Origin of the sequence: Variovorax sp. (genome assembly GCF_965279555.1) — a bacterium.
Classification (GTDB): Bacteria; Pseudomonadota; Gammaproteobacteria; order Burkholderiales; family Burkholderiaceae_C; genus Variovorax.
The window spans coordinates 816,819-836,109 of the sequence record NZ_OZ257247.1 but is presented as its reverse complement, the minus strand read 5'-3'; the positions used below and the strand labels follow the sequence as shown (position 1 = coordinate 836,109).

The window sequence follows — 19,291 nt, the reverse complement described above, 5'->3', positions numbered from 1 at the left end:
AGCAGCGAGTTCAGTTGCTCCAGTTTGTTCTCGAGAAGATCAGACGCCCCCGGTGTAGTGGGAGCGGTCGCGTCCGCGGATGCCGGCCTTGAAGGCCCGGCCATAATTCGTCCAGCCATTTGGTGTGCTCGCTTTCCAAAGTAAATGCACGTCACTTGGTTAGACGGTCAAGGTGTTCGCGCACCTTGGCCGTCGCCTTTTGTGCTCCACGTTTGCATCGATGCGCGTTGCATCGGTAGCAGGGTGTGAAATCACAAGGGCATTCACTGTAGAGAAAACCAGCCCTGCGCGAGAAAAACTTCTGCCCAGAAATTCTCGAATGGCGCAGGTATTCGCGATGTGACCGCTATCGACCAGTCAGTCAATCAGTTCTGTCCGAACTTCCGCGCATGCTCCACCGCGTACTTGATCAGCTCCGCCTGCCCCTCGATGCCCAGCCGCCGCTTGATGCTCTGCCGGTGGGCCTCCACCGTGCGCACGCTCAGCCCCAGGTCGCGCGCAATCTGCTTGCTCGACTCCCCTCGCCCCAGAGCCGAAAGGATCTCGCTCTCGCGCGGCGTGAGCAGGGGGCGCGGCTCCTGCGTGCGGAAGAGCTTCTTCGACACGGCCGGGCTCAGGAAGGTGCCGCCCGCCGACACGGCCTCGATGGCCGCGACGATCTCCGCCGCAGGCGCGTCTTTCAGCACGTAGCCGCGTGCACCGGCCTGCAGGGCCTTCTGCACGTATTCGGGGTTGTCGTACATGCTGAGCATCACGATGTGCGGCGCGCCCTGGCGCTGCAGCAGCAGGGCCGCAAGCTCGATGCCGTTCATGTCCTTCATGCCGACGTCCATCAGCATGAGGTCGGGCCGCACGCTGTCGACTTGCGCAAGCGCCTCGGCCGCGCTGCCGGCCTCGCCGACGATCTCCAGGTTGGGCATGCTGCCCAGCCGCGCGCGCAGGCCGTCGCGCACCAGCGGGTGGTCGTCCACCAGGAAGAGGCGAATGCTGTCGGCGGTCATGCGGATGCGGGCCTTGCGTTGCGGGCCGGCACTTCGGCCTCGATGGAGGTGCGGCCTTCGTTCGAGCACATGGTCAGTTGGCCGCCTATGGCTTCCATTCGCTCGCGCATGTTGCGCAGGCCGATGCCGCGGCGCGGGTCGAGCTGAACGGCATCGATGTCGAAGCCGGTGCCGTCGTCGCTCACCTCGAGCCGCACGCCGCCTTTCTCGTCGAAGGCCAGTGCAATGTGCACATGCTGTGCGTTGGCATGCTTGCGCACGTTGGTCAGCGCTTCTTGCGTGAGGCGGAAGAGCGCGGTCTTCACCTCGGGCTGCAGTTCGAAGGCTTCGCCCTCGATCATCATCGACGCATCGACGGCGCCCTCGTCCCTGAACTCGTCGACCAGCCGCTCCAGGGCAGCGGGCAGGCCCAGCGTGTCGAGCAATGCGGGGCGCAGCCGGTGCGAGATGCGGCGCACCTCGATCAGCGAATCGTTGAGCCGCTGCAGCGCCTTGACGAGAGCGGGCGGCGTGGCCTGCTGCTTGTGGCCGAGCGACTCCACTGCCGATTCGATCAGCAGCTTGGCCGACACCAGCGTCTGGCTGGTTCCGTCGTGCAGTTCGCGCGCAAGGTGGCCGCGCTCTTCTTCCTGCGACTGCACCACGCGCCTCGCGAGCAGGCGCAGCTTGGCTTCTGCCGTGCGCTGCTCGCTGAGGTTCAGCAGCAGGCCGGCGGCGCTGACCACGCCCATGCACAGCGCGGCGATGCCCGCTATCCACAGCAGCGTGGCAGTGACGTTGGCGTTCATCTGCCGGTCGAGCGTGTCCATGGTCGACTGGATGTCGTCCAGGTACAGGCCTGTGCCGACCATCCAGTTCCAGCGCGGCATGGCGGTGACGTAGCCGAGCTTGGGCGCCAGCTGCGCGCTCGACGGCTTGCGCCATTCGTATTCGACGTAGGCGCCGCCTTTTTCCTTGGCGCCCTTGATCAGTTCCTGGATGGTGAAGCGGCCTTGCGAATCTTGCATGCCCCAGAGGTTCTGGCCCACCAGCTCGGGCTGGCGCGAATGCATGAGGGAATTGCCGTCCATGTCGTAGACGAAGAAGTAGCCGTCGTCGCCATAGTTGAGCGCGGCCAGCCGGCGCAGTGCCTCGTTGCGGGTGGCCTCGTCGTCCTGGCCGGATTCGTACAGCGGCAGCAGGTTGCTCACGGCCAGGTCCACGTAGCTGCGCAGCTCGCTGCGGCGCTGGGCCATGTAGCTGTTCTCGATGAGGGCGCGCTCGCGCTGGGCAAGGTCGTGCTCCTGGTGGCGCACGGCAAGGGCCACCAGCACCAGTGCGATGAGCAGCGGTGCAACGGCCAGCGCAACGATCTTGATGCGGAGATTCATCGGGCGGCAAGCCTACCACCGGCCCCCGCCGGCTTCGTCCTCAGGTGCCGGTGGGCACGGGCAGCGCACCGCGCCTGAACTCCGTCGCGTAATACAGCAGCGCCACCAGCACATAGCCGCCACCCAGCAGGCACAGCCCGCTCCAGCCATGGAAGGCATACACGGCCGCCGCAATGCCGGAGGCCACCGCCGCGCAGATGAAGATGAAGGTCATGAACAGCCCGTTGAGCCGGCCGCGCAGCTCCGGCGCCAGCATGAAGAGGCTGCGGAAGTTCAGCACCTGGCACAGCTGCACCGCGCCGTCGAGCAGGATGCCCGCCGCGACCAGCCCGGCCAGCGAGCGGTAGTGCATGGCCACCGCCCCCAGCAAGAAGGAGAACAGCGCCACCGCGATGGCGATGCCCGTGGCCGGGCGGGTCAGCCCTCGGTCGGCCAGCCGGCCGGCGATGGGCGCCATCAGCGCGCCGGCGGCGCCGGCCAGCGCGAATGCCGCGATGCCGCCCTGCCCCATGCCGAATTCATGCGCCAGCGCCAGCGGCACTGCCGTCCAGAAGGCCTGGAAGCCGGAGAACATCATTCCCTGGTACAGCCCGCGCCGGCGCAGCACCGGCGTGTTCCAGACGATGCCCGGCAGCGAGGCCATGGTGCGCGCATAGCCCACCGATGCATGCGGCCGGCGCTGCGGCAGCACGCGCCACAGCACCGCGATGAGCGCGGCCATCAGCACCGCCGACAGCCAGAACACCGCGCGCCAGCCCAATGCAGAAGCCACCAGGCTGGCAAATGGCCGCGCCAGCATGATGCCGCCGAGCAGGCCGGCCATGATGTTGCCGACCACCTTGCCGCGCGTGGCCTCGGGCGCCAGGTGCGAGGCAAAGGGCAGCAGCACCTGCGCCGCGACCGCGCAAGCGCCCACCACGAAGGAAGCGGCCAGGAAGGTGACGGCCGAGTCCGAGAGCGCGATGCCCACCAGCCCGATCACCGCGCCGAAGAGCGCGCCGACGATCAGCCGCCGGTTCTCGACCACGTCGGCCAGCGGCACCAGCAGCAGCAGGCCGGCGCCGTAGCCGAGCTGGGTCAGCGTCATGATGAGCCCGGCCAGGCCGGCGTGCAGCTGCAGCGTGTCGGAGATGGGGCCGATCAGCGGCTGCGCGTAGTAGATGTTGGCCACGCACAGGCCGCAGGCCACGGCGAAGACCAGCGTCAGCAAGGGCGTGAGGCCGGCCGGTGAATGAGGAGCTTTGGAGGTTGAAGACACGAGGAATCCCGGTTTCTGCAGGGCAACCTCTAGGGTTATCCCGAGGGCCGGGGACCATAGCACGGGAGGCCGATTTCTGCAGATGGCCGCCGAGGCAACCCTGGATTCAATCCACGCTGGTCGGCCGGCCCGAGGCCACCCATGCGTCGAGCCCGCCGGTCAGCGGCAGCGCCCGGCGCGCGCCACGGGCCAGCAGCACACGCGCGGCCTGTGCGGCCGAGACCTCGTTGGGGCAGTTGCAGTACAGCACCACGTCGCGGCCCAGGGCATGCGACAGGTCGAGGTTGCGCTGCTGCAGCGCCTTGAGGGTGTATGGCATGGCCCCCGGAATGCGGCGCGGATCGACCTGCATGCCGGCCTTGCCCCGCACGTCGATCACCAGCGGCGGTTCTTCGCTGCTGAGCAGTTCGTGCAGTTCGTCGACAGAAATGCGCGGCATGCCGGTGAGCCGCATGAAGGCGCGGCGGCGCCAGTAGCGCACCGCAAGAATGACCAGCAGCAGCACGCCCAGCGCCACCGTGGCGATGCCGCCGGCCTGCGCCATGATGGCCAGCACCTCCTGGATCTGGTTGCGGAAGACCCAGCCCAGCCCGAGGAACAGGCCGGTCCAGACCAGCGCCGCGCCAATGTCGAAGCCGACGAAGCGCCGCACCGACATGCCCAGCGCCCCCGCCATCGGCGGCGCCACCACCGACACGCCCGGCACGAACTTGGCCGCCACCAGCGACAGGCCGCCCCAGTCGGTGATGAGCGATTCGCCGCGCCGCACGCAGGTGTCGGGCGACAGCGAGATGCGGCACAAGAGGCGCATGAATCGGTAGCCGAAGCGCCGGCCCGCATAGAACCAAGCCGCGTCGCCCAGCAGATTGGCAACAACCGCGGCCAGCACCACACCGGGCACGGACACGTCGCCCGCCGCCAGCAGCGCGCCGGTGAGCACCAGCACGGCGGCAGCCGGGACGGGCAACCCCAGGCGCGCGGCGAAGCTGGCGGCAAACACCACCAGGATCGCGTTCTGCACCAGCAGCGACATCAGCTGCGCCATGGCTGCCCTTGTCCGGATGCCGGCAGAAGAAATTGCGGGGGTTGCGTGCGGTTCATGCGAACCGCGATTCTCCGGCATGGCCCAAGAACGTACCGCGCCCCGGACATTCGCGGCATGCCTCGGGGCGAGCTACCGTGCAACGCTGAAGCCGAAGGTATTCAGGCCGCCCTGGCGCGACGCACTGACCTGCCCGCCGTGCATGCTCGCAACCGCCTTCACGATGGCCAACCCCAGCCCGTGCCCGTGGTGCTCGCCCCGGTCGTTGCGCGAGGCATCTGCACGGTAGAAGCGATCGAAAAGGTGCGGCACATGCTGCGCATCGATGGGCGCGCCGGGGTTGGACACGGTGATCCAGGTCACGGCCTCTTCCTCGCGCAGCGTGACGGCAATGTGCGCGCCCGGCTCCGAATGCTCGATGGCGTTCTGCAGCAGGTTCGACATCGCGCGGCGGAACAGCGCGCTTTCCAGCCGGGCCTCGGTGTGCACGTCGCCCTCGATGGACACCTGGGTGCGGGCCTCGTCGAGCACGAACTCGAAGAACTCGATGGTCTTGCGCACTTCCTGCGCCACCGGCGTGAGCACCAGGCCGGTGGCCACCTCGCCGCGGTCGGCGCGCGCCAGGAACAGCATGTCGTTGACGATGGAGCGCACCCGCTCCAGGTCTTCGAGGTTGGCCTGCAGCACTTCCTGGAACTCGCCGGCGCTGCGCTGGCGCGACAGGGCCACCTGCGTGCTGCCGATGAGGTTGGCCAGCGGCGTGCGCAGTTCGTGCGCCACGTCGGCATTGAAGGCCTCGAGCTGGCCGTAGGCTTCTTCGAGCCGGGCGAGCGCGCCGTTGAAGGCTTCGGCCAGCGCCGACAGCTCCACCGGCAGGGGCTCGGAGCGCAGCCGCTGCGACAGCGTCTTTGGCCGCAGCGCCTGCGCCTCGCGCGACAGCCGCTCCAGCGGCCGCAACCCCACGCGCGCAATCCAGTAGCCGGCCACGGCCACCACCAGTACCGCCGCCAGCCCGAGCCCGACCAGCGCGGTCAGGAAGGCCTGGCGCGTGCGCGCATATGGCTCGGTGTTGTGCCCGACGATCAGCCGCACCGCCGGCCGCTGGTCGAGGGGATCGATGTGCACCGACAGCGTGCGAAACGGCCGCTCATGCCCGGGCAGCTCGATGATGCTGCCGTGGCCGTTGGCTTCGCGCGTGAGGCCGTCTATTTCGGCCAGGCCCTTGCCGTACTGGAAGCGCGGGTCGTCGCTGAGTACCCAGAAGCGCACGCTGCCGTCGGCGGGCGTGAGCGCGTCCATGCGCGCCTGCACGCGCGGCCAGCGCTCGGGGCTGCCGATGGCCTTGATCCAGAACTGCAGGTTCTTGAGCGAGGTGTCCAGCTCTTCGTACTGGTGCCGCTCCAGTTCGCGCGCCAGCACGTTCTGCAGCGCGAATCCGGCCAGCGCGAAGGTCGCGAGCGCCACGGCCGCGAACATGAGCACCAGCCGGGCGGTGATGGAGCGTTTCACGGGGCTTGGCCCTCTGCCTGCGCGTCGCGCACTTCCATCACGTAGCCCATGCCGCGGATGGTGTGCAGCAGCTTGGGGCTGAACGGCACGTCGATCTTGTCGCGCAGCCGCTTGATGGCCACCTCGACCACGTTGGTGTTGCTGTCGAAGTTCATGTCCCACACCAGCTCGGCAATGGCGGTCTTCGACAGGATCTCGCCCTGGCGCCGGGCCAGCACGGCCAGCAGCGCGAATTCCTTGGCGGTGAGGTCGATGCGCGTGTTGCCTCGCAGGGCCTTGCGCGCCAGCAGGTCGATCTGCAGGTCGGCAATGCGCAGCTGCATCGGCTCCTGCTTGCGGCCGCGCCGGTTCAGCGCCTGCAGCCGCGCCAGCAGCTCCAGGAACGAGAAGGGCTTGACGAGGTAGTCGTCCGCGCCTTCGTGCAGGCCCTTGATGCGGTCTTCGACCCGGTCGCGCGCGGTGAGCATGATGACCGGCGTCTGCTTCACGGCGCGCAGCTCGCGCAGCACCGAGAAGCCGTCCTGCCCCGGCAGCATCACGTCGAGCACGATCACGTCGTAGTCGTGCGTGAGCGCCAGGTGCTGGCCGTCGATGCCGTTGTGCGCCATGTCGACGGCACAGCCCTGCTCCGTCAGACCCTTGGAGAGGTAGTCCGCGGTTCTCAGTTCGTCTTCGACAATCAGGATCTTCATGGCGTCTTTTTCTGTGTCTCCGTCCATGGTGTCGGCCGGCGCTCGTCAGTGCGCCTCGGCCGGCACCGGAGCCTTGCCTTCCTTCTCGGCGTTTCGGGCGTTTCGGGCCTTGCGGGCCTTGCGCGCTTCCTTGCGGCTCAGGTACCAGTAGTGGGCGCGGTCGAGGTACAGGTAGACCACCGGGGTCGTGAACAGCGTGAGTGCCTGCGAGAGTATCAGCCCGCCGACCATCGCGTAGCCCAGCGGGCGGCGCAGCTCGGAGCCGGAGCCGTGGCCCAGCATCAGCGGCAGGCCCGACAGCAGCGCGCACATGGTCGTCATCATGATGGGGCGGAAGCGCAGCAGGCAGGCCTGGTAGATGGCGTCCTGCGGCGACATGCCCTGCTCGCGCTCGGCCTTGAGCGCGAAGTCGATCATCATGATGCCGTTCTTCTTCACGATGCCGATCAGCAGGATGATGCCGATGAGCGCGATCACGCTCAGGTCGTAGCCGCCCGCCATCAATATCAGCAGCGCCCCCACGCCGGCCGAGGGCAGCGTCGAGAGAATCGTCAGCGGGTGGATGTAGCTCTCATACAGCAGGCCCAGCACGATGTACACCGCCACCAGCGCCGCGGCAATCAGGTAGGGCTGCGAGGCCAGCGAATCCTGGAAGGCCTGCGCCGTGCCCTGGAACGAGCCGGTCAGCGACTGCGGCAGGCCCATGTCGGCCTGCGCCTTGTTGATGGCGTTCACCGCGTCGCCCAGCGCAACGCCCGGCGCCAGGTTGAACGAAATGGTCACCGCCGGGAACTGCCCCTGGTGGCTGATCGACAGGTAAGCCGTCTTGCTGGTGTCCACCTTCACGAAGGTCGACAGCGGCACCTGCTGCCCGGTGATGGGCGAGCCCAGGTAGAGCTTGCTGAAGAGCGCCGGGTCCTGCTGCAGGCTGGGCGTTACCTCCAGCACCACGTGGTAGCTGTTGAGCTGTGTGAAGTACTGTGCCACCTGGCGCTGGCCGATCGCGTCGTAGAGCGTGGCGTCGATGGTGGCCGGCGTGATGCCGAAGCTCGATGCGCGGTCGCGGTCGATGGTCAGCACGGCCGACGCGGCGGCGTTCTGCTGGTCGGTGGCCAGGTCGGTGAGCTCGGGCAGCTGCTTGAAGCGCGCGAGCAGCTTGGGCGCCCAGGTGTTGAGCTCGTCCAGGTCGGCGTCGGTCACCGTGTACTGGTACTGAGTGCGCGAAGCGCGGCCGCCCACGCGGATGTCCTGCCCCGCCTGCAGGAACAGGTTCACGCCCTGCACCTTGGCCAGTTGCGGGCGCAGCCGCGTGATGATCTCGTCGGCGGTGGCGGTGCGGCCTTCGTCCTTGGGCTTCAGGCTGATGTAGAAGTTGCCGGTGTTGTAGGTGGAAGAACTGCCGTTCATGCCGAAGCCGGTCACGTCGGGGTCGTTGCGCACCACGTCGGCCAGCTGGATCATGCGGGCGTTCATCGACGCGAAGGAAGCGTCCTGCGCCGACTCGGCAAAGCCCGAGATGAAGCCGGTGTCCTGCTGCGGGAAGAAGCCCTTGGGAATCACCGCGAACAGCACGCCCGTGGCGGCCACCGTGGCAATGAACACCATCAGCGTGATGAACTGGTGGTCCAGCACCACGTGCAGCCCGCGCTTGTAGCCGTTGAGCATGGCGTCGAAGCCGCGCTCGAACAGCAGGTACAGCCGCCCGTGCTTGCTGCCGTGTTCATTCTTGAGGAAGCGCGAGCACAGCATGGGCGTCAGCGTGAGCGAGATGATCACGCTCACCACGATGGTCAGCGTGACAGTCACCGCGAACTCGCGGAAGAGGCGCCCCACGATGCCGCCCATGAGCAGCAGCGGAATGAACACCGCCACCAGCGACACCGAGATCGAGATGATGGTGAAGCCGATTTCGCCCGCGCCCTTGTAGGCGGCCTCCATCGCCGTCATGCCCTCTTCGACGTAGCGGTAGATGTTCTCCAGCATCACGATGGCGTCGTCCACCACGAAGCCGACCGCGATGGTCAGCGCCATGAGCGAGAGGTTGTCCAGGCTGTAGCCCAGCAGGTACATCATCGCCACCGTGCCCAGCAGCGCGAGCGGCACCGTCACGCTGGGAATGAGCGTGGCCGGCACGTTGCGCAGGAACACGAAGATCACGGCCACCACCAGCGCGATGGTCAGCAGCAGCGTGAACTCCACGTCCTTCACCGAGGCACGGATGGTCTGCGTGCGGTCGATGATGGCGTTGACGTCGATGGTCGGCGGAATCGACGCCTTCAGCCGCGGCAGCGCCGCGTTGATGCGGTCCACGGTTTCGATCACGTTGGCGCCCGGCTGCTTGGTGATGGCAAGCACGATGGAGCGGCCGTTCTGCACGTTGCTGCCGGCAGGCGCGGCGGCACCGGCGTAGGCCCAGCCGGCAATCTTGGAATTCTCGGGGCCGTCGATCGCCACGCCCAGGTCGCGCACGCGGATCGGCGCGCCGTTGCGGTAGGCCAGCACCACGTCGTTCCAGGGCTGTGCTTTCAGAAGCTGGTCATTCGTGTAGACGGTGAAGCTCTGGTTCGCACCGTCGATCGTGCCCTTGGGCGCATTCACGGTGGCCGACGAGAGCACGGTGCGCACGTCTTCCAGGCTCAGGCCCAGCGCGGCGAGCTTGGCCGGGTCGACCTGGATACGCACGGCCGGCTTCTGCACGCCGCCGATGTTGACCAGGCCCACGCCCGATATCTGCGAGATCTGCTGCGCGAGGATGTTGTCGGCGTAGTCGTTCACCTCGGTCAGCGGCAGCGTCTTCGACTGCACCGACAGGATGAGGATGGGCGCGTCCGCCGGGTTCACCTTGCGGAAGGTGGGCGGGCTCGGCAGGTTGGCCGGCAACTGGCCGGTGGACGCGTTGATGGCGGCCTGCACGTCGAGCGCGGCGGCGTCGATGCTGCGGTCGAGGTCGAACTGCAGCGTGATCTGGGTGTTGCCCGTTCCGCTGGTCGATGTCATCTGCGACAGCCCCGCGATCAGCGAGAAGTTGCGCTCCAGCGGCTGCGCCACGTTGGAGGCCATGGTCTCCGGACTGGCGCCGGGCAGGCTGGCGGAGACCTGGATCGTCGGAAAGTCGACCTGCGGCAGCGGCGCCACCGGCAGCAGCGGAAACACCGCCGCACCGACCAGCAAAATGGCCAGCGCCAGCAGCGTGGTGCCGATGGGGCGCTTGATGAATGTGGCGGAAATGCTCAATTGCCGCTCCCGCTGGCACCCTTGCGCGCGGGCGGCGGCTCGATGACGGTGGCGCCGGGCTTGAGCTTGTACTGGCCGTCCACCACCACGCGCTGGTTCGCGCTCAGGCCCTTGTCGATCACGGCCGTGCCGTCGGCAATCTGCACCACGTGCACCGGCACGTTGCTGACCTTGTTCTCGTCATCGACCGCCCAGACGTATGTGCTGTCCTGGCCGCGCTGCACGGCGGCGGCGGGCACGGTGAGCGAATCGGGCCGGCGGTCGAGCTGCAGCCGCACGTTGACATACTGGCCGGGCCACAGGGTGTGCTGCGGGTTGGCGAAGCTGCCCTTGAGCTGCACGGTGCCGCTGGTGGTGTCGATCTGGTTGTTCAGCAAGATGAGCTTGCCGGTGCCCAGCATCTGCGCGCCGCTGCGGTCGTAGGCCACCACCGTCAGCGGCTGGCTGCTTTTCTGCTGCAGGCGGTTGATGTCCTGCACCGCGTCTTCGGGCAGCGTGAACTGCACGGCGATGGGGTCGATCTGGTTGATGACCACCAGCCCGTTGGTGTCGGCCGCATGCACGATGTTGCCGGGGTCCACCAGCCGCGCCCCGACGCGGCCGTCCATGGGCGACGAGATGCGCGTGAAGCTCAGCTGCACCTCGGCGTACTTCACCTGCGCGGCGTCGTTCTGCACGGTGGCTTCGAGCTGGTTGACGAGCGCCTTCTGCGTGTCGAGCTGCTGCTGCGTGGCGGCGTCCTGCGCGATCAGCGTGGTGTAGCGCTTGAGGTCGGCGCGGGCGTTGGCGAGCGTGGCCTGGTCCTTCGCCCTGGTGGCCTGCGCCTGCGCGAGCTGCGCCTGCAGCGTGCGCGGGTCGAGCTGCGCGATCAGCTGGCCGGCCTTCACGTCCTGCCCCTCGACGAAGCCGACCTTGTCGAGCTGCCCGTCGATGCGGGCCTTGACGGTGACGGTGGCCATGGAGGCCACGGTGCCGATGCCGCTGCGGTAGACCTGCACTTCCTGCTGCTTGACGCGCGCCGTGGTCACCTGCACCGGCGGCGGTGGCTGGGCGGCCTCGGGCTTGGCGGCGTGGGCGGACTGGTGGGTGAGCGCCCAGGCTCCGCCGCCCAGCACCAATACGAGGGTGGCGGTGGCGAGCCAGGTCGATCGGCGCTGGAACAGGGGGTGCCTGGTGGCGGTGGTGGGGATGGTCGTCATGGCATCAATTCCTGGAAATCTTGTCGGCGCTTGCGACGGCATCGGCGGCACTCCAGCCGCCACCCGTGGCCGCGATCAGCGAGACACTGGCGGCCAGCTGCCGGCCCAGCACTTGCGCGGCCGTGCGCTGGTTGGTGAGCGACAGCGTCTGCGCCGTCACCACGCTCAGGTAGGTGGCCGTGCCGGCTCGGTACTGGGCCAGGGCCAGCCGCTCGGCAAGCTGGGCGGCGCGCACGGCATCGGCCTGCAGCGTCGATTCGCTGTCGAGCACGCGCAGGGTGGCCAGGTTGTCTTCCACCTGCTGGAAGCCGCCGAGCACGGTCTGCTTGTATTGGGCGACGGAGACGTCGTAGGCGGCCACGGCCTGGTCGGTGCGGGCCTTGCGCAGGCCGCCGTCGAACACGGTCTGCGCGAGCGCGGCGCCCAGCGACCACACGCGGCTGGGCGTGTTGAACAGCGTGGCAAGGCTGGCCGCGCTGAAGCCGCCGCTGGCGCTGAGCGTGATCTGCGGGTAGTACGCGGCCTTGGCCACGCCGATGTTGGCGTTGGCGGCCTGCACGCGGCGCTCGGCGCCGGCGATGTCGGGCCGGCGTTCGAGCAATTCCGACGGCAGTCCCGTGGGCGAGACCGGCAGTTGCACATGCAGCGCCGAGGCCGAGGAAAGCGACTCGGCCGTCTGCGGCTGGCCCGAAGACTCCAGCGGCGGCAGCGAGAACGAAGCCGGCGCCTGCCCCGTCAGCACGGCGATGGCGTGCTCGAGCTGCGCGCGCTGCGCATCGAGGTCGACCGCCTGCGCCTGCGCGGTCTTGAGCTGGCTTTCGGCCAGTGCCACGTCGGAGCGCAGCACGGTGCCGGCGGCGTACTGGTGCTGCGTGAGTTCGAGCGCCTTGGCATAGGCGGTGGTGGTGCTGGCGTACAGGTCGCGCTCGAGGTCGATGACGCGGATCTGCAGGTAGTCCTGCGCGAGCGTGGTCTGGATGCTCAGGCGCGCACCGGCCAGGTCGTCGGCGCTGGCCTGCTCGCTGGCGGTGCCGGCCTCCACCGAGCGGCGCACCGAGCCCCACAGGTCGGGTTCCCAGCTCGCGCCCAGGCCCAGCGTGTCCGCGGTGCCCAGCTTGACGACGCCGGTGCTGTTGCTCTGCGCCCGCACGGCCCCGGCATTCAGGCCGACGGTCGGGAAGAAGTTGGCGCGCGCCGCGGCGGTGACGGCCTGCGCCTCGCGGTACTGGGCTTCGGCAACGCGGATGTTCTGGTTGGCCGCGTTGGCCTGCACCATCAGCGCGCCGAGTGTGCTGTCGCCATAGGCGTCCCACCAGGGATGGTTGGCATCGATGGTCTGCGGCGCGGCGGTCTTCCAGGGGCCGCCGGTTTCCTTGAAGGCGGTCGGCACGTCCATCTGCGGGCGGGCGTAGTCGGGACCGACGGCGCACCCCGCAAGGAGCAGGACGGCCAGCGCGAGGGCCGCGCGCGATAGGGGGGGTGCGTCAGTGAGGACCATGATGGGGCCACTCTAGGAGCCCCCTCAAACCCCTCGCTGTCGACTAACTGACAAGTCTGACAGTTTCAGTTTTGCTCCCTCCCCCGCTGGGGGAGGGTCGGGGTGGGGGCACGGCGGCACTCGATGAAGCATCGTGCTTATCCGAAGGCCTGCCCCCATCCCGGCCTTCCCCCAGCGGGGGAAGGAGCAACACGACGAACTCAGCGCGGCGCGTCGCCCTTGCGATATTCCGCGGTCAACTCGTCGAGCTTCTGCTTCAGCGCCGGATCGAGCTTGTATTCGGCAGCCGCCAGCGTCGCATCGAGCTGGTCGGGCCGGCTCGCGCCGAGCAGCGGCGCGGTGATCAGCGGGTTCGCCATCACCCACGCAACGGCCAGCGTGGCCAGCGGCACGCCGGCTTCGTCCGCCAGCTTGTGCAGTTGCGCCACGGTGTTGAAGCTGCGCTCGTTCCAGTAACGGTCCTGGTACATGTTGCCCGCGGTGCCGAGCGTGAAGCGGGTGTTGCCCTCGGGCTTGGCGCCGGCCTTGTACTTGCCGGTGAGCAGGCCGCCAGCCAGCGGGTTGTAGGGAATCACGCCCAGCCCTTCCTCGCCCGCCAGCGGCAGCAGTTCGCGTTCGATCTCGCGGAACAGCAGGCTGTAGCGCGGCTGCACCGACACATAGCGCGTGAGCTTGTGCAGCTCGGCCTTGCCCAGCGCACGGGCCAGCCGGTAGGCCAGGAAGTTCGACACGCCCACATAGCGCGCACGGCCCGACTTCACGATGACGTCGAGCGCCTCCAGGCTTTCCTCGAGCGGCGTCTCCCGGTCGTCGCTGTGCAGCTGGTACAGGTCGACGTGGTCGGTCTGCAGCCGCTTGAGCGAAGCGTCGATGGCGTCCAGCAGGTGCTTGCGCGACGCACCCTGGTCCCAGCTGTTGGGGCCGACCTTGCCGACCGCCTTGGTGGCGACAACGAAACGGCGGCGGCCCGTGGGGCCCTGCTTCTGCAGCCAGCGGCCAATGATTTCTTCCGTGCGGCCGGTGGTCTCGACCGTACCGCCGAGCGGATACACGTCAGCCGTGTCCAGGAAGTTGATGCCGCCTTCGGCCGCCTTGTCCAGGATCTGGTGCGACACGGTCTCGTCGGTCTGCAGGCCGAAGGTCATGGTGCCGAGCGCGAGGCGGGACACGGTCAGGCCGGTGCGGCCGAGCCGCGTGGTAGGAATGCTCATGTGGGTTGGCTCCTGTGATGCGAAAGGGCCGTGCACATGCACGGCCCGCGCAAACATCATAGGCACGGCGTCGCCCGCGCGCAGGTCAGGGTGAAATGACCGTCACGCGCGCCGTCATGTACGAATGCACCGAGCAGACGTAGTCATAGGTGCCCGGCTTGTCGAAGGTGCGCGCGAAGCTCTTGCCCGGCAGCAGCAGGTCGATGCCCGTGCCGCCATCCTTGAACACCAGCCCGTGCGGCGCGCCGTCGTCGTTCTGCCAGCTCACGCGCTGGCCGGCCTTGACGGTGATCTGCGCGGGCTCGAAGGCGAAGTTGCGAATGGTGACATGGCTGGAACTGCCAGCGTGCTCGGTGCCCGAGGCCGCCACGCGCTGCACCGCCACCTTGCGCGGCGCGTTGCCGACCGCCACGGTGTGCATGGCGCCGCCGCCCAGGTCGACCACGCTCACGTCGTTGGAGCCTTCGTTGCTGACCCACAGCTTCTTGCCGTCCGCCGACAGGTCGAGCCAGTGCGGCTGCTTGCCCACGCCGATGCTGCGCACCGACGTGCGCGCGGCGGGGTCGAACAGCATGACCTCGCCCGGCCCCTGCACCACCACCACGCCGCTCGCCATGCCCGCGAAGTGCTGCGCGATGTGCGGCGACACGCCCGTGGGAATGGGCGCGCCCCACTGGTTGGTGGCCGCGTCGAGCACCTGCACTGCGGGCACGCCGGCCAGCGTGAGGTACAGCGACTTGCCGTCGGGGTCGAACTCCAGGTCGCGCGGCGGCTTGTCGAGCGGAATCTGCGTGATCACGGCGCGCGTCGCCATGTCGATGACCACCAGCGCGAAGTGCCCCGGCTCCTGCGAGGCCACATAGGCCTGCCGGCCGTCGGGCCGGATGGCGATGGTGTGCGGCTTGGGCACCGGCACGGCAGCGCTCACGCCGTGCGCCGAGGTGTCGACGAAGGCCACGCGGTCGTCGCCGTTGACGGCCACCAGCAGCCATTTGCCGTCGGCGGTCATGGCCAGGCCCTGCGGTCCCTTGCCGACTTCGATGCCGCGCGTCACGCGGTCGCTCGCGGCGTCGATCTCGCTCACGGCCGAGGCGCCGGAGCCGCTCACGAACACGCTGCGCCCGTCTGGCGCGATCACGATGCCGTCCGGCCCCGCCGCCACCGGCAGCGTGGCCACCACGCGCTCCGAGGCGGTGTCGATCACGCTGACCGTGCTGTCCTTGAAGTTGCCGACATAGGCCTTGGGGCCGGCGGCGAGCGCCGGGCCCGCAGAGGCTGCCAGAGCCGCAAGAACGACGAGGATGCGCGCGAATCCGGGTATGGCGATCATGATGAAAACCTCCTGTGGAGAAGCGAAACAAGCAGAATCCGTGGAGGGCATGACGCATGGCGTGCCCTGCTTATTCCAGCCGTTACTCAAAAAAACTGGAATAAAGCACCGGGCTGCCACGTCATGCAGGAAGAAGGAGCCCTTGAGCCTGTCGACCGACCACCGCACACGCCAGTTCGAAGCCGCCGCGCTGCCGCATCTGGCCGCGGCATGGAACCTTGCGCGCTGGCTGCTGCGCGACGACCAACTGGCCGACGACGCGGTGCAGGAGGCGTACCTGCGTGCGTTCCGCTTCTTCGACGGACTGCGCGGCGAGAGCGCAAGGCCGTGGCTGCTGGGCATCGTGCGCAATGCCTGTTACGACTGGATGCGGCAGAACCGGCAGTTGGCCGACCAGGTGGAGTTCGACGAACTGCGCGACAGCGAGGCCGCCTCGGCGCCCTCCTCGCCCGAGGCGGGAGACCCGGCGCGGCAATGGGAGCGCCGCGTGCAGGGCGAGCGCGTCAACGCGGCCATCGATGCGCTGCCGCCGGTGTACCGCGAGGTGATCGTGCTGCGCGAACTGGAAGAGATGCGCTACGAAGACATCGCGCGCATCGCGGGCGTGCCGCTGGGCACCGTCATGTCGCGGCTGTCGCGCGCGCGGGCGATGCTGCGCGAGAGCCTGCGCGACGAACGTCCCGGCGACGCGCAAGGAAGGACACACCATGTCAATGTCTGACGAGGAACTGGGAACACTGATACGGCGCCATGCCGCACGGCACGCACCGCCCGAGGACCTGGCCGGGCGCATCGGGCGCGCGGTGCGTGCCGAGGCGGTGGCTGCGCCCACGGCGCCCGCCCCGGTGGCCCGGCGGCACGGCGTGTGGCAAGGGCTGGCATGGTTCGGGACCGGCGCGGCAACGGCATGGGGGCTGGCGCTGGTGCTGCTTGCAACGCCGGTGCCGCCTTCGGATGCGCTCGCCGAAAGCGTCACCGCGAACCATGTGCGCTCGCTGATGGCCTCGCACCTGGCCGACGTGGCATCTTCCGACCAGCACACGGTGAAGCCGTGGTTCGCCGGCAAGCTCGACTTTTCGCCGCCGGTGGTCGATCTTGCGGCGGAGGGTTTTCCGCTGACGGGCGGGCGACTCGACTATCTGGATGGCCGCACGGTGGCGGCGCTGGTCTACCGCTCGGGGCCGCATGTCATCAACCTGTTCGTCTGGCCGGCTTCTTCGGATGCCAAGGCGCAGGCGCCGGTGCTCTCGGCGCGCCAGGGTTATCAGCTGGTGCACTGGACCCAGGGCGGCATGCAGGCCTGGGCCGTGTCGGACCTCAACGCAGCCGAGCTGCAGAACTTTGCGGCGCTGCTGCGCGAACGCTCCGCGGCGCCTGCGCCCACCAGGTAGCGGGCGGGCGCCGATGGCTCAGCAGGCGATGGCCGCCGGCCGCTGACGCGCGTCGGCGCGGGCGCTGGCAATCGCCCAGCCGAACACGCCCATGCCCGCCAGCGCAAGCAATGCGCCGACCCAGCCGGTGGAAGTCCAGCCCAGCCCGGCCGCAATGGCCACGCCGCCGAGCCATGCACCGAGCGCGTTGGCCATGTTGAAGGCCGAGTGGTTGAGCGCTGCCGCCAGTGTCTGCGCGTCGCCGGCCACGTCCATCAGGCGGATCTGCAGCGCCGGGCCGATGGCCACGGTGGTGCCGATGAGGAACACGTTGATCGACGCGGTCACCATGTTGTGGGCCGCGAAGGTGAACATCGCGAGCACCAGCGCCGCGTAGACCAGCAGGCCGCCGATGGTGCGCATGAGCGACTTGTCGGCCAGCCGCGAGCCCACGAGGTTTCCCATGACCATGCCGAGGCCAAACAGCGCCAGCACGAAGGGCACGCCGCCCAGCGGCATGCCGGCCACTTCGATCAGCGTGGGCTTGATGTAGCTGAACACCGCGAACATGCCGCCGAAGCCGATGGCGCCGATGCCCAGCGTGAACCACACCTGCTTGCGCTTGAGCGCGCCGAGTTCGCGCCACGGGCTGGCGCCGGCGGCCGGGGCCATGTCCGGGATGTCGCGGCGAAGCAGCGCGATCGCCACCAGCGCGATCACGCCGACGAAGACGAAGGCCGCGCGCCAGCCGAAGATCTGGCCCAGCCAGGCCGCGATGGGCACGCCGACCAGCGTGGCGCCTGTGAGCCCCAGCATGACGAGCCCCACGGCCCGCGCGCGTCGCCCCGGTGGCGCGAGCGTGGCGGCCACCAGCGCGGCCACGCCGAAGTAGGTGCCGTGCGGCAGGCCGGCGGCAAAGCGCAGCAGGTTCAGCAGCAGATAGTTGGGCGCAATGGCGCTGGCGAAGTTGCCGGCCGCGAACACGGCCATGAGCGCGATCAGCAACGCGCGGCGGCGCCAGCCGGCGGCGAGCACCGCGAGCACCGGTGCGCCGATGACCACGCCGAGCGCATAGGCGCTGATGACGTGCCCGGCCTGCGGAATGCTCACGCCGATGTCCTTGGCGACTTCGGGCAGCAGGCCCATGATGACGAATTCGCCGGTGCCGATGGCGAAGCCGCCGACGCCGAGCGCCAGCACCGCGCGCAGGAAGTTGGCGGGCTTGCCGGAAGGCAGGGAAAAGGAGGAAATGTCGGTGCCCGCGCTGTCCGGCGCGGTTGGGGAGGCGTTCAAGGCCAGGCTCCTGGGAGGTGCCCGGCAGCAGCGGGCAAAGCCCGATTTTAGGGTTAACCCTGAACTTCCACCGATACGGAATTGCCGAAGACCTTGTACTCACATGGCCGCGAGGCCCGGGCGGCAAGGCTCAGATGGCCACCAGCTGGCGCACGCCCTGTGCTTCCATGTCTTTGCCGAGGCCGCGCGCGATGACCTCGCCGCGCTCCATCACGAGGTAGTCGTCGGCCAGTTCCTGGGCGAAGTCGTAGTACTGCTCGCACAGCACGATGGCCATGTCGCCGCGGTCGGCCAGCATGCGGATGACGCGGCCGATGTCCTTGATGATGCTGGGCTGGATGCCTTCGGTGGGCTCGTCGAGGATGAGCAGCCTGGGCTTGGGGGTCAGGGCGCGCGCGATGGCAAGCTGCTGCTGCTGGCCGCCGGAGAGGTCGCCGCCTCTTCTGTTGATCATTTGCTTGAGCACGGGGAACAGGTCGTACAGCTCCGAAGGAATGGGCGTGCTGCCGCTCTTGTAGGCCAGGCCCATGCGCAGGTTTTCTTCTACGGTGAGCCTCGCGAAGATCTCACGGCCCTGGGGGACGAAGCCTATGCCTGCCCTGGCCCTGTCGTAGGGCGTGGCCTTGTGGATGGGCTTGCCTTCGAGTTCGATGCTGCCGCTCTTGATGGGCACGAGGCCCATGAGCGACTTGAGCAGCGTGGTCTTGCCTACGCCGTTGCGGCCCAGCAGCACGGTGACTTTGCCCAGCTTGGCTTCGAAGCTCACGTCCCGGAGGATGTGGGAGCCGCCGTAGTACTGGTGGATGTTTTTGACTGTCAGCATTTTCTGGGCTCCTTCCTGGTTTCGTTTGGAGGGCGCCCGGTACGCGGCACGGCGCGGGCGGCCCCACTATGCCGGCCCTTCGGGCTCCCCTGCGGTGCTCGCGTTTCGCGGGGTCTCGCAGAACTCGCTTCGCTCAAACAGCTGCGAGCCCTGATCCGCGAAACGCTGCGCTCCTCGGCGGCACAGAGGGGCCGCCCACACCGCGCCGCATACCGGGCGCTTGTCGTGGTGTTGATGCCGTCTGCCCTCACCCCGGCCCTCTCCCAGAGGGAGAGGGAGGAAGGCAGGGGATGCGGCACTGCTGCGACCACGGCGACGGGGGCTGTCCCTTTGGGCGGCCGTTGAGGCACCGCCGAGCAGCGCAGCGGCGGGCGGATCAGGGCTCGCAGCTGTCTGAGCGAAGCGAGTTCTGCGAGACCCCGCCCGTCGCGAGCAGCGCAGGGAAGCCCGAAGGGCCGGTG

Annotated in this window: 15 protein-coding genes; 2 read left to right on the top strand and 13 right to left on the bottom strand. The window is 68.5% G+C overall.

Annotated elements, in window-relative coordinates; genetic code table 11:
• Positions 1-365 precede the first annotated feature (365 nt).
• From ACQY8B_RS04140 to ACQY8B_RS04090, 11 genes are all read right to left on the bottom strand, one after another.
• On the bottom strand, positions 366-1,001 hold the full coding sequence (locus ACQY8B_RS04140; protein ID WP_422085533.1) for a response regulator: 636 nt from the start codon (positions 999-1,001) through the stop codon (positions 366-368).
• Entirely contained in the window at positions 998-2,371 is a 1,374-nt protein-coding gene (locus tag ACQY8B_RS04135; RefSeq protein ID WP_422085532.1) for a cache domain-containing protein, read from the bottom strand. Before ACQY8B_RS04135 ends, ACQY8B_RS04140 begins: the two co-directional genes overlap by 4 nt.
• A 40-nt stretch (positions 2,372-2,411) precedes the next feature.
• Positions 2,412-3,581: an MFS transporter gene (locus ACQY8B_RS04130; protein WP_422085531.1), complete on the bottom strand. Its 1,170-nt coding sequence runs from the start codon at positions 3,579-3,581 to the stop codon at positions 2,412-2,414.
• Positions 3,582-3,735: 154 nt separating this feature from the next.
• A complete protein-coding gene (locus tag ACQY8B_RS04125; RefSeq protein ID WP_422085530.1) occupies positions 3,736-4,674 on the bottom strand; it encodes a DedA family protein/thiosulfate sulfurtransferase GlpE in 939 nt (312 codons plus the stop codon).
• Positions 4,675-4,803: 129 nt separating this feature from the next.
• Positions 4,804-6,180, bottom strand: a complete 1,377-nt coding sequence (locus tag ACQY8B_RS04120; RefSeq protein ID WP_422085529.1) for a heavy metal sensor histidine kinase — start codon at positions 6,178-6,180, stop codon at positions 4,804-4,806.
• Positions 6,177-6,872: a heavy metal response regulator transcription factor gene (locus ACQY8B_RS04115; protein ID WP_422085528.1), complete on the bottom strand. Its 696-nt coding sequence runs from the start codon at positions 6,870-6,872 to the stop codon at positions 6,177-6,179. Before ACQY8B_RS04115 ends, ACQY8B_RS04120 begins: the two co-directional genes overlap by 4 nt.
• 45 nt (positions 6,873-6,917) lie before the next feature.
• A complete protein-coding gene (locus ACQY8B_RS04110; protein ID WP_422085527.1) occupies positions 6,918-10,106 on the bottom strand; it encodes an efflux RND transporter permease subunit in 3,189 nt (1,062 codons plus the stop codon).
• The gene (locus tag ACQY8B_RS04105) at positions 10,103-11,305 is read right to left on the bottom strand and encodes an efflux RND transporter periplasmic adaptor subunit (protein WP_422085526.1); all 1,203 of its coding nucleotides are present in this window, start codon (positions 11,303-11,305) and stop codon (positions 10,103-10,105) included. The genes ACQY8B_RS04110 and ACQY8B_RS04105 overlap by 4 nt, the downstream gene beginning before the upstream one ends.
• Before the next feature lie 4 nt (positions 11,306-11,309).
• Complete coding sequence (locus ACQY8B_RS04100; protein WP_422085525.1) at positions 11,310-12,803, bottom strand: efflux transporter outer membrane subunit; 1,494 nt, start codon at positions 12,801-12,803, stop codon at positions 11,310-11,312.
• A 200-nt stretch (positions 12,804-13,003) separates the two neighbouring features.
• A complete protein-coding gene (locus ACQY8B_RS04095) occupies positions 13,004-14,014 on the bottom strand; it encodes an aldo/keto reductase (RefSeq protein WP_422085524.1) in 1,011 nt (336 codons plus the stop codon).
• A gap of 85 nt (positions 14,015-14,099) precedes the next feature.
• Positions 14,100-15,344, bottom strand: a complete 1,245-nt coding sequence (locus tag ACQY8B_RS04090; RefSeq protein WP_422085523.1) for a plastocyanin/azurin family copper-binding protein — start codon at positions 15,342-15,344, stop codon at positions 14,100-14,102.
• Between the two features lie 142 nt (positions 15,345-15,486).
• Between ACQY8B_RS04090 and ACQY8B_RS04085 the strand changes: the two genes are divergently transcribed.
• Positions 15,487-16,065, top strand: a complete 579-nt coding sequence (locus ACQY8B_RS04085) for a sigma-70 family RNA polymerase sigma factor (RefSeq protein ID WP_422085522.1) — start codon at positions 15,487-15,489, stop codon at positions 16,063-16,065.
• Positions 16,052-16,735, top strand: coding sequence for an anti-sigma factor family protein (locus ACQY8B_RS04080; protein WP_422085521.1), 684 nt, complete (start codon positions 16,052-16,054; stop codon positions 16,733-16,735). Before ACQY8B_RS04085 ends, ACQY8B_RS04080 begins: the two co-directional genes overlap by 14 nt.
• 18 nt (positions 16,736-16,753) lie before the next feature.
• On the opposite strand, the gene ACQY8B_RS04075 is transcribed toward ACQY8B_RS04080, so the two are convergent.
• Both ACQY8B_RS04075 and urtE read right to left on the bottom strand, forming a co-directional pair.
• Complete coding sequence (locus ACQY8B_RS04075) at positions 16,754-18,007, bottom strand: MFS transporter (RefSeq protein WP_422085520.1); 1,254 nt, start codon at positions 18,005-18,007, stop codon at positions 16,754-16,756.
• Positions 18,008-18,137: 130 nt separating this feature from the next.
• Complete coding sequence (urtE, locus tag ACQY8B_RS04070; RefSeq protein WP_422085519.1) at positions 18,138-18,830, bottom strand: urea ABC transporter ATP-binding subunit UrtE; 693 nt, start codon at positions 18,828-18,830, stop codon at positions 18,138-18,140.
• Positions 18,831-19,291 lie beyond the last annotated feature (461 nt).

What these genes read in the sequence shown, in the direction of transcription:
- ACQY8B_RS04140 (WP_422085533.1), bottom strand. Translation starts at nt 1,001, where the DNA reads ATGACCGCCGACAGCATTCGCCTCTTCCTGGTGGACGACCACCCGCTG.
- ACQY8B_RS04135 (WP_422085532.1), bottom strand. Translation starts at nt 2,371, where the DNA reads ATGAATCTCCGCATCAAGATCGTTGCGCTGGCCGTTGCACCGCTGCTC.
- ACQY8B_RS04125 (WP_422085530.1), bottom strand. Translation starts at nt 4,674, where the DNA reads ATGGCGCAGCTGATGTCGCTGCTGGTGCAGAACGCGATCCTGGTGGTG.
- ACQY8B_RS04115 (WP_422085528.1), bottom strand. Translation starts at nt 6,872, where the DNA reads ATGAAGATCCTGATTGTCGAAGACGAACTGAGAACCGCGGACTACCTC.
- ACQY8B_RS04105 (WP_422085526.1), bottom strand. Translation starts at nt 11,305, where the DNA reads ATGACGACCATCCCCACCACCGCCACCAGGCACCCCCTGTTCCAGCGC.
- ACQY8B_RS04100 (WP_422085525.1), bottom strand. Translation starts at nt 12,803, where the DNA reads ATGGTCCTCACTGACGCACCCCCCCTATCGCGCGCGGCCCTCGCGCTG.
- ACQY8B_RS04095 (WP_422085524.1), bottom strand. Translation starts at nt 14,014, where the DNA reads ATGAGCATTCCTACCACGCGGCTCGGCCGCACCGGCCTGACCGTGTCC.
- ACQY8B_RS04090 (WP_422085523.1), bottom strand. Translation starts at nt 15,344, where the DNA reads ATGATCGCCATACCCGGATTCGCGCGCATCCTCGTCGTTCTTGCGGCT.
- ACQY8B_RS04080 (WP_422085521.1), top strand. Translation starts at nt 16,052, where the DNA reads ATGTCAATGTCTGACGAGGAACTGGGAACACTGATACGGCGCCATGCC.
- urtE (WP_422085519.1), bottom strand. Translation starts at nt 18,830, where the DNA reads ATGCTGACAGTCAAAAACATCCACCAGTACTACGGCGGCTCCCACATC.